General features: G+C 70.5%; 12 protein-coding genes. 10 read left to right on the top strand and 2 right to left on the bottom strand.

Going from position 1 to position 13,877, the window contains the following annotated elements; translation table 11 throughout:
* Window positions 1-97 precede the first annotated feature (97 nt).
* The 8 genes from ruvC (at window position 98) to ACFWNV_RS36175 (ending at window position 9,336) form a co-directional block, all read left to right on the top strand.
* On the top strand, window positions 98-634 hold the full coding sequence (gene ruvC, locus ACFWNV_RS36210; protein ID WP_327307677.1) for a crossover junction endodeoxyribonuclease RuvC: 537 nt from the start codon (window positions 98-100) through the stop codon (window positions 632-634).
* Window positions 631-1,263: a Holliday junction branch migration protein RuvA gene (gene ruvA, locus ACFWNV_RS36205; protein ID WP_383955425.1), complete on the top strand. Its 633-nt coding sequence runs from the start codon at window positions 631-633 to the stop codon at window positions 1,261-1,263. The genes ruvC and ruvA overlap by 4 nt, the downstream gene beginning before the upstream one ends.
* A 97-nt stretch (window positions 1,264-1,360) precedes the next feature.
* Complete coding sequence (ruvB, locus tag ACFWNV_RS36200) at window positions 1,361-2,422, top strand: Holliday junction branch migration DNA helicase RuvB (protein ID WP_383955421.1); 1,062 nt, start codon at window positions 1,361-1,363, stop codon at window positions 2,420-2,422.
* A 165-nt stretch (window positions 2,423-2,587) separates the two neighbouring features.
* On the top strand, window positions 2,588-3,055 hold the full coding sequence (gene yajC / locus ACFWNV_RS36195) for a preprotein translocase subunit YajC (RefSeq protein WP_383955418.1): 468 nt from the start codon (window positions 2,588-2,590) through the stop codon (window positions 3,053-3,055).
* Between the two features lie 152 nt (window positions 3,056-3,207).
* The gene (gene secD, locus ACFWNV_RS36190) at window positions 3,208-4,995 is read left to right on the top strand and encodes a protein translocase subunit SecD (protein ID WP_383955415.1); all 1,788 of its coding nucleotides are present in this window, start codon (window positions 3,208-3,210) and stop codon (window positions 4,993-4,995) included.
* A gap of 3 nt (window positions 4,996-4,998) precedes the next feature.
* Window positions 4,999-6,051, top strand: a complete 1,053-nt coding sequence (gene secF, locus ACFWNV_RS36185; protein WP_383955413.1) for a protein translocase subunit SecF — start codon at window positions 4,999-5,001, stop codon at window positions 6,049-6,051.
* Entirely contained in the window at window positions 6,048-6,602 is a 555-nt protein-coding gene (locus ACFWNV_RS36180; protein ID WP_383955410.1) for an adenine phosphoribosyltransferase, read from the top strand. Before secF ends, ACFWNV_RS36180 begins: the two co-directional genes overlap by 4 nt.
* A gap of 298 nt (window positions 6,603-6,900) precedes the next feature.
* Window positions 6,901-9,336, top strand: a complete 2,436-nt coding sequence (locus ACFWNV_RS36175) for a RelA/SpoT family protein (RefSeq protein WP_383955407.1) — start codon at window positions 6,901-6,903, stop codon at window positions 9,334-9,336.
* 72 nt (window positions 9,337-9,408) lie between these two features.
* Here ACFWNV_RS36175 and ACFWNV_RS36170 read toward each other — a convergent pair whose 3' ends face one another.
* Both ACFWNV_RS36170 and ACFWNV_RS36165 read right to left on the bottom strand, forming a co-directional pair.
* Complete coding sequence (locus ACFWNV_RS36170; protein WP_383955404.1) at window positions 9,409-10,638, bottom strand: DUF349 domain-containing protein; 1,230 nt, start codon at window positions 10,636-10,638, stop codon at window positions 9,409-9,411.
* Between the two features lie 200 nt (window positions 10,639-10,838).
* Complete coding sequence (locus ACFWNV_RS36165; protein WP_383955402.1) at window positions 10,839-11,624, bottom strand: peptidylprolyl isomerase; 786 nt, start codon at window positions 11,622-11,624, stop codon at window positions 10,839-10,841.
* Window positions 11,625-11,778: 154 nt separating this feature from the next.
* On the opposite strand from ACFWNV_RS36165, the gene ACFWNV_RS36160 reads away from it, so the two are divergent.
* Together ACFWNV_RS36160 and hisS are read left to right on the top strand one after the other, a co-directional pair.
* Window positions 11,779-12,489 carry an MBL fold metallo-hydrolase gene (locus ACFWNV_RS36160; protein WP_383955400.1) on the top strand — a complete coding sequence of 237 codons (711 nt, stop codon included), beginning with the start codon at window positions 11,779-11,781 and terminating at the stop codon, window positions 12,487-12,489.
* Between the two features lie 10 nt (window positions 12,490-12,499).
* A complete protein-coding gene (gene hisS / locus ACFWNV_RS36155; protein ID WP_383955398.1) occupies window positions 12,500-13,759 on the top strand; it encodes a histidine--tRNA ligase in 1,260 nt (419 codons plus the stop codon).
* Window positions 13,760-13,877: the final 118 nt, after the last annotated feature.

Genomic DNA, 13,877 nt, shown 5'->3' with positions numbered 1-13,877 from the left:
GGGCCGACCGGGACACACCCCGTCGGCCCGCTGCTTTGTCAGTGCCGCCCGATACCCTGCGAAGCTGCACGTACAGGAGATCGAAGAAGGGGGAGGGGTGCGCGTTCTCGGTGTTGACCCGGGCCTGACCCGATGTGGTGTGGGTGTGGTCGAAGGTGTGGCGGGCCGCCCCCTGACGATGCTCGGTGTGGGGGTCGTACGGACGCCCGCGGACGCCGAGTTGGGCAACCGGCTCGTCGGCATCGAGCAGGGCATCGAGGAGTGGCTCGACGAGTACCGGCCCGAAGTCCTCGCCGTGGAGCGGGTGTTCAGCCAGCACAACGTCAGCACGGTGATGGGCACCGCCCAGGCCAGTGCCGTTGCCATGCTGTGCGCGGCGCGCCGCGGCATACCGGTCGCGCTGCACACCCCCAGCGAGGTCAAGGCCGCCGTCACGGGCAGCGGTCGTGCCGACAAGGCGCAGGTCGGAGCCATGGTCACCCGGCTACTGCGGCTGTCCGCCCCGCCCAAGCCCGCGGACGCCGCGGACGCCCTCGCCCTCGCCATCTGCCACATCTGGCGCGCCCCCGCGCAGAACCGCCTCCAGCAGGCCGTCAACCGGCATGCCAGCGCCCTGAAAGGCCGCACCACATGATCGCCTTCGTCAGCGGCCCGGTCGCCGCGCTCACCCCCACCCTGGCCGTCATCGAGGTCGGGGGAGTGGGCATGGCCGTGCACTGCACGCCGAACACCGTCGCGGGCCTGCGCACCGGTGAGCAGGCCCGGCTGGCGACCTCCCTGGTCGTACGGGAGGACTCGCTGACGCTGTACGGCTTCGCCGACGACGACGAGCGCCAGGTCTTCGAGCTCCTCCAGACCGCCAGCGGGGTCGGACCGAAGCTCGCGCAGGCGATGCTGGCGGTGCACAGCCCGGACGCGCTGCGCGTCGCCGTCTCGGTGGGGGACGAGAAGGCGCTGATGGCCGTCTCCGGCATCGGGAAGAAGGGCGCCCAGAAGCTCCTGCTCGACCTCAAGGACAAGCTCGGCGCCCCGCTGGGATCGAGCGGCATGGTCGGCGCACAGCGCGCCGCCGCCTCCGGGCCGGCCCCGTGGTCGGAGCAGCTCTCCGCGGCCCTGATCGGCCTCGGCTACGCGCCCCGGGACGCGGAGGAGGCGGTCTCGGCCGTGACCCCCCAGGCGGACGCGGCGATCGCCGCCGGCGGTTCGGCCCCGGTCCCGCAGCTCCTGAGGGCGGCCCTCCAGTCCCTGAACCGGGCCCGCTGACACCGGTGCGGCGCCGTTGCCGGGGGCCCGGGGCGGAGCCCCGGCCTGCGGACCGCTCACAGACCATCGCACCACCCCGAGAAGGCAGACTGACACCGTGAACTGGGATGACGAGAGCGACGACCGGATCGTCGCAGCCGCGGCGGACGGCGAGGACACCGCCGTCGAGGCGGCCCTGCGGCCCAAGGACCTCGGTGAGTTCGTCGGGCAGGAGAAGGTCCGCCAGCAGCTGGACCTCGTCCTGAAGGCGGCCCGCCAGCGCGGAGCCACCGCCGATCACGTGCTGCTGTCGGGCGCCCCCGGGCTGGGTAAGACCACCCTGTCCATGATCATCGCGGCCGAGATGGGCGCGCCCATCCGAATCACCTCCGGCCCCGCCATCCAGCACGCGGGCGATCTCGCCGCCATCCTCTCCTCGCTCCAGGAGGGCGAGGTCCTCTTCCTCGACGAGATCCACCGCATGTCCCGGCCCGCCGAGGAAATGCTCTACATGGCCATGGAGGACTTCCGCGTCGACGTGATCGTGGGCAAGGGCCCGGGCGCCACGGCCATCCCGCTGGAGCTGCCCCCGTTCACCCTCGTCGGGGCCACGACCCGGGCCGGTCTGCTCCCGCCTCCGCTGCGCGACCGCTTCGGCTTCACCGGTCACATGGAGTTCTACGCCCCCGAGGAGCTGGAGCGCGTCATCCACCGCTCCGCGCGGCTCCTCGACGTGGAGATCGACACCGCCGGCGCCGCCGAGATCGCCGGCCGCTCGCGCGGAACCCCCCGTATCGCCAACCGGCTGCTGCGCCGCGTCCGCGACTACGCCCAGGTCAGGGCCGACGGCGTGATCAACCGCACGGTCGCCGGCACCGCCCTGAAGGTCTACGAGGTCGACGAGCGCGGGCTGGACCGGCTGGACCGGGCCGTTCTGGAGGCGCTCCTGAAGCTCTTCGGCGGGGGGCCCGTCGGTCTGTCGACGCTCGCGGTCGCCGTCGGCGAGGAGCGGGAGACCGTGGAGGAGGTGGCCGAGCCGTTCCTCGTCAGGGAGGGGCTCCTGGCCAGGACACCGCGGGGGCGGGTCGCGACCCCCGCCGCATGGGCCCACCTGGGACTTGTCCCGCCACAGCACGGCGGGAACGGATCAAGCGGACAACAGGGCCTCTTCGGGACCTGACGGCGCGGAGGTTCGCCCCCTCAGGAACTGCGGTGACATGCTGGGCGTTGTTCCATCGGTGCGGACTCGCCTAGACTCCGCCGATGCCGACCCTTACGGTCGGCGTACCCACCCCCCGTACAAAGGCCGTGCGCTTGTGCGGTCGATGCGAAGGACCTGCGTCCCGTGAATATCATGTCCCTCCTTCCGTTCGTGCTGATCATCGGGGCGATGTTCCTGCTGACCCGCAGCCAGAAGAAGAAGCAGCAGGCGGCCGTGCACATGCGCGACCAGCTGACCGCCGGCACCGGCGTCCGCACCATCGGCGGCATGTACGCCACGGTGAAGGAGATCGGTGAGGACACCGTCACGCTCGAGGTGGCCCCCGGCGTCCACGCGATCTACGCGAAGAACTCCATCGGTGCCGTACTGGAAGACGCGGAGTACAACCGCATCGTCCACGGCATCACCGATGATCTGACGATCGACACGCCGGTCGTCCCGGACGACGCGTCCTCCCTGACCGGGGACGAGGCCCCCAAGCTCGACCTGGGCAAGAAGGACGCGCCCCAGGCCGACGAGCCCGCGGCGGAGGAGTCCAAGGGCGACGAGCCCAAGGACGGCAAGAGCGACGGCGAGACCGGCGCGAAGTAGCGCTGGGCCGGGGACCGTGCGGGGCGCCTACCGGCAGCTCCGGCGGCCCCCGCCAGTGACCCTTCTGCGGGGGGCAGGGGTCCCCACACACATTTCGTGGCCGTCCACGCGCTGACCCGGCGCGGGACGGTTGGACAGGGAGATACGACAAGGTGGCAGCACCGAAGAAGGGCCGGCGGCCCACGGGGGCTCAGGGGAGGCCGGGGCGTGCCCTGGCCATCATCCTGATCGCGATGGTGGCGCTCACCGCGGGGATGTTCCTCACGAAGCAGACGACGCCGCGACTCGGCATCGACCTCGCCGGCGGCACGAGCATCACGCTCAAGGCCAAGAGCGAGCCCGGTAAGCCGGACGCGATCAACGAGACCAACATGAACACGGCGATCGGCATCATCGAACGCCGCGTCAACGGTCTCGGCGTCTCCGAGGCCGAGGTCCAGAAGCAGGGCCAAGACCACATCATCGTGAACATCCCCAAGGGGACGAACGAGCAGCAGGCGCGCGAGCAGGTCGGTACCACCGCCCAGCTGTACTTCCGCCCCGTGCTCGCCACGGCGGATGGCGCCCCGGTCGCCCCCGAGGCCAACCCGAGCGGCTCCCCGAGCGCCGCCCCGAGCGGCTCCGGCAGCCCGTCCGCCGGTGCGCCCACCCCGTCGTCCAGCGCCACTTCCCAGGGCCGTGCGGTCAGTGAGGCCCTCAAGGCCCCGAACGCCCCCTCTCCCTCGCCCTCGGCGAGCGAGTCGAAGAAGGCAGACGACAAGGCCGCCCCGTCCACGTCGCCGTCCGCGCCGACCGCCGACCAGGCCGCAGCCGCGGACCTGCAGGCGAAGTTCGCTGCGCTGGACTGCAGCAACGAGGCGCAGCGCACTGCCGTCAGCAAGAACGTGAAGCCCGAGGACCCGACGCTCGCCTGCGGCAAGCGCGGGGACACCTGGGGCAAGTGGGTGCTGGGTCCGGCCCAGGTCAACGGCCAGGACGTCAAGGACGCCAAGGGCCAGATCGACCAGCAGCGCGGCATCTGGATCGTCACGATGCAGTTCACCGACAAGGGCGCCGACAAGTTCGCCAAGATCACCGGTGAGCTCGCCGCCAAGCAGGCCCCGCAGAACCAGTTCGCCATCGTGCTCGACGGCGAGGTCATCTCCGACCCCTCCGTCAGCCAGGCGCTGACCGGCGGCAACGCCGAGATCTCCGGCGGCTTCACCCAGCAGTCCGCGATGGACCTGGGCAACATGCTCTCGTACGGCGCCCTGCCGCTGTCCTTCCAGGAGGACAGCGTCACCACCGTCTCCGCCGCGCTCGGCGGCGAGCAGCTGAAGGCCGGCCTCATCGCCGGTGCCATCGGCCTCGCCCTCGTGGTGATCTACCTGCTGGCGTACTACCGGGGCCTGGCGTTCGTCGCCATCATCAGCCTCATCGTCTCCGGCATCCTCACCTACACGATCATGGCGCTGCTCGGCAAGGGCATCGGCTTCGCACTGAACCTGCCGGCCGTCTGTGGTGCGATCGTCGCGATCGGCATCACCGCCGACTCGTTCATCGTGTACTTCGAACGCATCCGGGACGAGATCCGCGAGGGCCGCACCCTGCGTCCGGCCGTCGAGCGCGCCTGGCCGCGCGCCCGCCGCACCATCCTGGTCTCCGACTTCGTGTCGTTCCTCGCCGCGGCGGTGCTGTTCATCGTCACCGTCGGCAAGGTGCAGGGCTTCGCCTTCACCCTGGGTCTGACCACCCTGCTCGACGTGGTCGTGGTGTTCCTCTTCACCAAGCCCGTCATGACGCTGCTGGCGCGCACGGACTTCTTCGCCAGCGGTCACCCGTGGTCCGGGCTGGACCCGAAGCGACTGGGCGCGAAGCCGCCGCTGCGACGCTCGCGTCGTACCGGCTCCGGCGCGGCCGCCGCGACCGTCTCCGTTCCCGTCGACGCAAAGGAGGCGTGAGAGATGTCGAAGCTCGGAGATCTCGGCGCCAAGCTGTACCGGGGTGAGGTCGGCTACGACTTCGTCGGCAAGCGATTCGTCTGGTACGGCGTTTCCATCCTGATCACCATCACGGCGATCGTGGCCCTGGCCGTTCAGGGCCTCAACATGGGCATCGAGTTCAAGGGTGGTGCCGTCTTCACCACCCCGAAGTCCTCCATCTCGGAGACCCACGCCCGCGAGGTGGCGGAGAAGGCCTCCGGCCACGACGCGGTCGTCCAGAAGCTCGGCACCGGCGCCCTGCGCATCCAGATCTCGGACCTGGACACCAACGCCGCGGCCGACGTGAAGGCCAAGCTCGCCGCCGACTTCAAGATCGACGCGGGTCAGATCAACGCGGACCTGGTCGGCCCCAGCTGGGGCGAGCAGATCGCCAACAAGGCCTGGACCGGCCTCGGCGTCTTCATGGTCCTCGTGGTGATCTACCTGGCCATCGCCTTCGAGTGGCGGATGGCGATCGCGGCGCTCATCGCGCTGATCCACGACCTCACGATCACCGTCGGCGTGTACGCGCTGGTCGGCTTCGAGGTCACCCCGGGCACGGTCATCGGTCTGCTGACCATCCTCGGTTACTCCCTCTACGACACCGTCGTCGTCTTCGACGGTCTCAAGGAGGGCTCGAAGGACATCACCAAGCAGACCCGCTGGACGTACAGCGAGATCGCCAACCGCAGCATCAACGGCACCCTGGTCCGTTCGATCAACACGACCGTCGTGGCACTGCTCCCCGTCGGGGCGCTGCTCTTCATCGGCGGCGGCTTCCTGGGCGCCGGCATGCTGAACGACATCTCGCTGTCCCTGTTCGTCGGCCTCGCGGCCGGTGCCTACTCGTCGATCTTCATCGCGACCCCGCTGGTCGTGGACCTGAAGGAGCGCGAGCCGGCGATGAAGGCCCTGAAGAAGCGGGTGCTCGCGAAGCGGGCGTCGGCGGAGGCCAGGGGCGAATCGCCCGAGGGCGCCGGGACCGAGGACGCGCCCGAGGTAGTGGCGCAGGGCCGTTCGGGACGCCGCCGGTGACCGCGGAGCTGCCCTCCGGCGTACGGGACCTGCTGCTCAGCCGGATCACGGACGTCGAGGACTACCCGAAGCCGGGCGTGATGTTCAAGGACATCACCCCGCTGCTGGCCGACCCGAAGGCGTTCGGCGCCCTCACGGACGCGCTGGTGGCCCTGGCCGGGCAGTACGGAGCGACGAAGATCGTCGGGCTGGAGGCGCGGGGATTCATCCTGGCGGCTCCGGTCGCCGTACAGGCGGGCATCGGCTTCGTGCCGGTCCGCAAGGCCGGGAAGCTGCCCGGGGCGACGCTCCTGCAGTCCTACGACCTGGAGTACGGCTCGGCGGAGATCGAGATCCACGCGGAGGCGCTGTGCGCCGACGACCGGGTCATGGTCATCGACGACGTGCTGGCCACCGGTGGTACCGCCGCGGCCTCGCTGGAGCTGATCCGGCGGGCCGGGGCGGAGGTCGCCGGGGTCGCGGTCCTGATGGAGCTCTCGTTCCTGCCGGGGCGTGAGCGGCTGCTGCCGGCGCTGGGCGATGCTCCGCTGGATGCGCTGATCGTGGTCTGACCCTGTCTTCCCCGAAGCGGGCGTGCACCGGTATCCCCGGAGCGCGCCCGCTTCGGCGTGTGCGGGCCGCTGCGCGGGGCTGGAGTCCCCTACCCGCCCTTCGCCCGTTCCCCGGGGCTCCGCCCCGGACCCCGGTCCTCAAACGCAGGACGGGCTGGATGTGGCCGGGCCGGCAGGAGTCGGGGTGGACTCGGGGAACGGGGTGGCGTAACCCTCGCTACGATGGGTTATCCGGACCGGACACGGGTACCGGATCCTCCCCCACACTGCGTGCGGGGGGACCCCCTGAGGAGCGCTCTTGCCAGACGAGGTCCAGCCAATCTCCGCCGCGCAGCCCGACCCGCAGGCCGAGCAGCCGGCCGCGGCGCCCGCCGCCACGCCCCCGTCGGCTGCGCCGGCCCCGCCGGTCAAGCCCGCGTCCGCGAAGTCGGCCGGGTCCTCCAATCGGGTGCGCGCCCGGCTGGCCCGCCTCGGAGGCCAGCGTTCCAACCCGTACAACCCGGTCCTGGAACCGCTGCTCCGCATAGTCCGCAGCAACGACCCGAAGATCGAGACGGCCACCCTGCGCCAGATCGAGCAGGCGTACCAGGTCGCCGAGCGCTGGCACCGCGGACAGAAGCGCAAGAGCGGCGACCCGTACATCACCCACCCGCTCGCGGTGACCACGATCCTCGCCGAGCTGGGCATGGACCCGGCCACGCTGATGGCGGGGCTGCTCCACGACACCGTCGAGGACACCGAGTACGGGCTGGAGGACCTGCGGCGCGACTTCGGCGACGCGGTGACCCTGCTCGTCGACGGAGTCACCAAGCTCGACCGGGTCAAGTTCGGCGAGGCCGCCCAGGCCGAGACCGTCCGCAAGATGGTCGTGGCGATGGCCAAGGACCCCCGGGTCCTGGTCATCAAGCTCGCCGACCGGCTGCACAACATGCGCACCATGCGCTACCTCAAGCGGGAGAAGCAGGAGAAGAAGGCCCGCGAGACCCTCGAGATCTACGCCCCGCTGGCGCACCGGCTGGGCATGAACACCATCAAGTGGGAGCTGGAGGACCTCGCCTTCGCGATCCTCTACCCCAAGATGTACGACGAGATCGTGCGGCTGGTGGCCGAAAGGGCACCCAAGCGCGACGAGTACCTCACCGTGGTCACCGACGAGGTGATGGCCGATCTCCGGGCCGCCCGCATCAAGGCCACCGTCACCGGGCGCCCCAAGCACTACTACAGCGTCTACCAGAAGATGATCGTGCGCGGCCGCGACTTCGCCGAGATCTACGACCTGGTCGGCATCCGGGTCCTCGTCGACACCGTCCGGGACTGCTACGCCGCCCTCGGTACCGTGCACGCGCGATGGAACCCGGTCCCCGGCCGGTTCAAGGACTACATCGCGATGCCGAAGTTCAACATGTACCAGTCGCTCCACACGACGGTCATCGGACCCAGCGGCAAGCCCGTAGAGCTCCAGATCCGCACCTTCGACATGCACCGCCGTGCCGAGTACGGCATCGCCGCGCACTGGAAGTACAAGCAGCAGACCGTCGCCGGCACCTCCAAGGTGCGCACCGACGTGCCGCAGGCGGCCAAGGGCAGCGCGGGCCACGACACCGTCAACGACATGGCCTGGCTGCGCCAGCTGCTGGACTGGCAGAAGGAGACCGAGGACCCGAGCGAGTTCCTCGACTCGCTGCGCTTCGACCTCTCGCGCAACGAGGTCTTCGTCTTCACGCCCAAGGGCGACGTCATCGCCCTGCCCGCCGGGGCCACGCCGGTGGACTTCGCGTACGCCGTCCACACCGAGGTCGGCCACCGGACCATAGGAGCGCGGGTCAACGGGCGGCTCGTACCGCTCGAATCGACCCTCGACAACGGAGACCTGGTCGAGGTCTTCACCTCCAAGGCCGAGGGCGCCGGCCCGTCCCGCGACTGGCTGGGCTTCGTCAAGTCCCCCCGGGCCCGCAACAAGATCCGTGCCTGGTTCTCCAAGGAGCGCCGCGACGAGGCGATCGAGCACGGCAAGGACGCCATCGCGCGGGCGATGCGCAAGCAGAACCTGCCGATCCAGCGCATCCTGACCGGCGACTCCCTCGTCACCCTCGCGCACGAGATGCGCTACCCCGACATCTCCTCGCTCTACGCGGCGATCGGCGAGGGCCACGTCACCGCGCAGAACGTCGTCCAGAAGCTGGTCCAGGCCCTCGGCGGCGAGGACGCGGCCAACGAGGACATCGAGGACACCATCCCGCCGGCCCGCGGCCGCAGCACCCGCCGCGGCAACGCCGACCCCGGGGTCGTGGTCAAGGGCGTCGACGACGTGTGGGTCAAGCTGGCCCGCTGCTGCACCCCGGTGCCGGGCGACCCGATCGTCGGGTTCGTCACGCGGGGCAGCGGCGTATCGGTTCACCGTGCGGACTGCGTCAACGTGGACTCCCTCGCGCAGGAGCCCGGGCGGATGCTGGAGGTCGAGTGGGCGCCCACCCAGTCCTCCGTCTTCCTGGTCGCCATACAGGTGGAGGCACTGGACCGGTCCCGGCTGCTGTCGGACGTCACCCGGGTCCTGTCGGACCAGCACGTGAACATCCTGTCCGCGGCCGTGCAGACCTCCCGCGACCGGGTGGCCACCTCCCGGTTCACCTTCGAGATGGGCGACCCGAAGCACCTGGGCCACGTCCTGAAGGCCGTACGGGGCGTCGAGGGCGTCTACGACGTCTACCGCGTGACCTCGGCCCGCAGGCCGTAGCAGCGCACAGGTGAAAGGGCCCCGGTACGCAGTGCGTACCGGGGCCCTTTCACCTGCGGGGTTTCCGCGACATCAGCCGCCGAACTCCTCCAGGCCCTTCAGCGCCTGGTCCAGCAGGGCCTGACGGCCCTCCAGCTCCCGGGACAGCTTGTCGGCCCTGGAGTTGTTGTTCTGCGCGCGCGCCGCGTCGATCTGGGTGCGCAGCTTGTCGACCGCCGCCTGCAGCTGACCCGTCAGACCGGCCGCACGGGCTCGCGCCTCCGGGTTCGTCCGGCGCCACTCGCCTTCCTCGGCCTCCTGGATGGCCCGCTCGACGGTGTGCATCCGGCCCTCGACCTTGGGACGCGCGTCCCGCGGTACGTGGCCGACGGCCTCCCAGCGCTCGTTCAGGGAACGGAACGCGGCACGGGCCGCCTTCAGGTCCGTGATCGGGACGAGCTTCTCGGCCTCGTCGGCCAGCTCCTCCTTCAGCTTCAGGTTCTCCACCTGCTCCGCGTCGCGCTCCGCGAAGACCTCGCTGCGCGCCGCGAAGAACACGTCCTGGGCGCCGCGGAAACGGTTCCACAGGTCGTCCTCGGACTCGCGCTGCGCACGGCCCGCGGCCTTCCAGCTCTCCATCAGCTCGCGGTAGCGCGCCGCCGTCGGACCCCAGTCGGCCGACTTCGACAGCGACTCGGCCTCCGCGACCAGCTTCTCCTTGACCTTGCGGGCGTCCTCGCGCTGCGCGTCGAGCGAGGCGAAGTGGGCCTTGCGGCGCTTGGAGAAGGCGGAGCGGGCGTGCGAGAAGCGGTGCCACAGCTCGTCGTCCGACTTGCGGTCGAGGCGGGGCAGACCCTTCCAGATGTCCACCAGGGCGCGCAGCCGCTCGCCGGCACTGCGCCACTGGTCGCTCTGCGCCAGCTCCTCGGCCTCGGCCACCAGGGCGTCCTTGGCCGTACGGGCCTCGTCCGTCTGCTTGGCCTTCTGGACCTTGCGCTCCTCGCGGCGCGAGTCCACGGTCGACACCAGCTTGTCCAGCCGGACGCGCAGCGCGTCGAGGTCGCCGACGGCGTGGTGCTCGTCCACCTGCGTGCGCAGGTGTTCGATGGCCGTCTGGGCGTCCTTGGCGGCCAGATCGGTGGTCCGCACCCGTCGTTCGAGGAGGCCGATCTCGACCACCAGGCCCTCGTACTTGCGCTCGAAGTAGGCCAGGGCCTCCTCCGGGGTGCCGGCCTGCCACGAGCCGACGACCTTCTCGCCATCGGCAGTACGCACGTACACGGTGCCGGTCTCGTCGACTCGGCCCCACGGGTCGCTGCTCACAGCGCCTCCTCCACCTGATGCCTTGCGAGGGGTTCACCCCCTGGGCATCGTCCACAGTTTCCTGGGGCGGGCCGCGCCCGCCCTGCACAACGCCAACATAGGCGACCGCCGGGCCGGCTGTCCGCATCCAGCACGACGGAATATCGACGTACGGGAGCGCCTTGGCGGTGACAGCCCGGGCCCGGGGCGCCCGGTCCCGGTCAGTTCTGGGTGACGGTGCCCTTCTCGATGGTCACGGGGGTCTTGGGAGCCCCGTCCTGGCTGCCGTCGGCCACACCGGCCTTGGCCACCTCTTCGAGCGCCTTCAGACCGGCCGCGTCGATCTTGCCGAAGGGGGTGTACGTGGGAGCGAGCGGGCTGTCCTTGTAGACCAGGAAGAACTGGCTGCCGCCCGAGCCGGGCTGGCCGGTGTTGGCCATCGCCACCGTGCCCGCGGGGTAGACGACCTGGCCGGTCTCGTTGGGCTTGCCCAGCGCGTCGAGGTTCTCGTCCGCGATGGTGTAGCCGGGGCCGCCCGAGCCGGTGCCCTGCGGGTCGCCGCACTGGAGGACGAAGATTCCGCCCGTCGTCAGGCGGTGGCACTTGGTGTTGTCGAAGAACTTCTTGTCGGCGAGCGACTTGAACGAGTTGACCGTCTGCGGGGTCTTCGCCGCGTCCATCTCGAACTTGATGTCGCCCGCGCTCGTCTTCAGGTCGAAGGTGTACTTCGCCTTGGCGTCGATCGCCATCGCCGGGGACGGGGACTGCTGCGGGGTGGGCGCGGCCGAGGGGCTCGCGGCCGGGTCGGCCGCCTCGTCCTTCTTCTTGTCGCCGTCGAACACACCGCCGGCCACCAGGCCGACCAGCGCCGCGACGACCACGGCCACCGCCGCACCGATCACGGCCAGCCGCTTGCGCGACTTCTGCCGCGCCTCGGCACGCCGCTGCTGCTGGCGTTCGTACTTTTCCCTGGCGAGCTGGCGCCGCCGCTGATCGCTCGTGACCACCGGGTCGTCTCCTTGTGCGTATCTGGTACCACTGTCCGGGCTGGGTTAGGCCGTACCGTATATGGGTTCGCTGTGTAATGAGCGGCGCCGGTAGGCTCTGAGCAGCAGCATTCCGATCTGCAAGCCTCCCGCCGGACGACGATTGAGGACGAACGTGCTGATTGCCGGATTCCCCGCCGGGGCCTGGGGGACCAACTGCTACGTGGTCGCCCCCGCCGCCGGTGAGGAGTGCGTCATCATCGACCCGGGCCACCAGGCCACCCAGGGTGTCGAAGAGACGCTGAAGAAGCATCGGCTCAAGCCCGTCGCGGTCGTCCTGACCCATGGTCACATCGATCATGTGGCCTCCGTGGTCCCGGTGTGCGGAGCACACGACGTACCGGCCTGGATCCACCCCGCGGACCGCTTCATGATGAGCGACCCGGAGAAGGCCCTCGGCCGCTCCCTGGGAGCGCAGCTCATGGGCGAGCTCACGGTGGGGGAGCCCTCCGAGGTCAAGGAGCTCACCGACGGAGCGAAGCTCGCTCTGGCGGGCATGGAGCTCACCGTGTCGCACGCCCCCGGCCATACACCGGGGTCGGTGACCTTCGGGACGCCCGGGGCCGCGGACATCCCGCCGCTGCTGTTCTCGGGCGACCTGCTCTTCGCCGGCTCCATCGGGCGTACCGACTTCCCCGGCGGCAGCCACGCCGACATGCTCGAATCGCTGGCCCGCGTGTGCCTGCCGCTCGACGACGCGACCGTGGTGCTGCCCGGACACAACGAGCACACGACCATTGGCCGTGAGCGAGCCACCAACCAGTACCTGCGGCAGGTGGCCGCCGGCCTGGGAGACGGTTTCACGTCTCCACGACGAGGAATGTGACGAGAGTTTCGTGAGTACTTTTCAGGCCCCCAAGGGCACGTACGACCTGCTGCCGCCCCGCTCCGCCACCTTCCTGGCGGTGCGCGAGGCGATCTCCGCGCCCCTGAAGAACTCCGGCTACGGATACGTGGAGACCCCCGGCTTCGAGAACGTCGAGCTGTTCTCGCGCGGCGTCGGCGAGTCCACCGACATCGTCAGCAAGGAGATGTACACCCTCACCACGAAGGGCGGCGACCAGCTCGCCCTGCGTCCCGAGGGCACCGCCTCCGTGCTCCGCGCCGCCCTGCAGGGCAACCTGCACAAGCTCGGCGGCCTGCCCGTCAAGCTCTGGTACTCCGGCTCCTACTACCGCTACGAGCGGGCGCAGGCGGGCCGCTACCGCCACTTCTCGCAGGTCGGCGCCGAGGCCATCGGAGCCGAGGACCCGGCCCTGGACGCCGAGCTGATCATCCTGGCCGACCAGGCGTACCGCTCGCTGGGGCTGCGCAACTTCCGCATCCTGCTGAACTCGCTCGGCGACAAGGAGTGCCGCCCGGTGTACCGGGAGGCCCTCCAGGCCTTCCTCCGCGGGCTGGACCTCGACGAGGACACCGTCCGCCGGGCCGAGATCAACCCGCTGCGCGTGCTCGACGACAAGCGGGCCGACGTGCAGAAGCAGCTCGTCGGCGCCCCCATGCTGCGCGACTACCTCTGCGACGCCTGCAAGGCGTACCACGAGGAGGTGCGGGCGCTGGTGACGGCGGCCGGGGTCGCCTTCGAGGACGACGAGAAGCTCGTGCGCGGCCTGGACTACTACACCCGCACCACCTTCGAGTTCGTCCACGACGGTCTGGGCTCCCAGTCCGCGGTGGGCGGCGGCGGCCGCTACGACGGCCTCTCCGAGATGATCGGCGGACCGGCGCTGCCCTCGGTGGGCTGGGCGCTGGGCGTCGACCGTACGGTGCTGGCGCTCGAAGCGGAGGGCGTCGAACTGGACATCCCGTCCGCGACCTCCGTCTTCGCGGTCGCGCTCGGTGCGGCGAAGCCGGTGCTGTTCGGTCTGGTGACCGAGCTGCGGCGGGCCGGTGTCGCGGCGGACATCTCCTACGGGGGCAAGGGCCTCAAGGGTGCGATGAAGGACGCGAACCGCAGCGGGGCCCGCTTCGCGGTGGTCGCGGGGGACCGTGACCTCGAAGAGGGCGTGGTCCAGCTGAAGGACATGCAGTCCGGTGAGCAGACGCCGGTGGCTGTCGCCGATCTGGTGGAGACCGTCCGGGCGAAGCTGGCCTGACGGACGCCGCCGCCCGGTGGGGCGGGGCCGGGGGGAGCCGCTGCGCGGAGCTCTCCCCGCCCCGCCCTTTCGCCGTTTCCCGGGGCTCCGCCCCGGACCCCGCGCCTCAAACGCCGGC

The organism is Streptomyces sp. NPDC058401, assembly GCF_042722885.1.
GTDB lineage: Bacteria > Actinomycetota > Actinomycetes > Streptomycetales > Streptomycetaceae > Streptomyces.
Note: the sequence above shows the minus strand (reverse complement) of the source record. Positions and strands in the feature narration are given on the sequence as shown.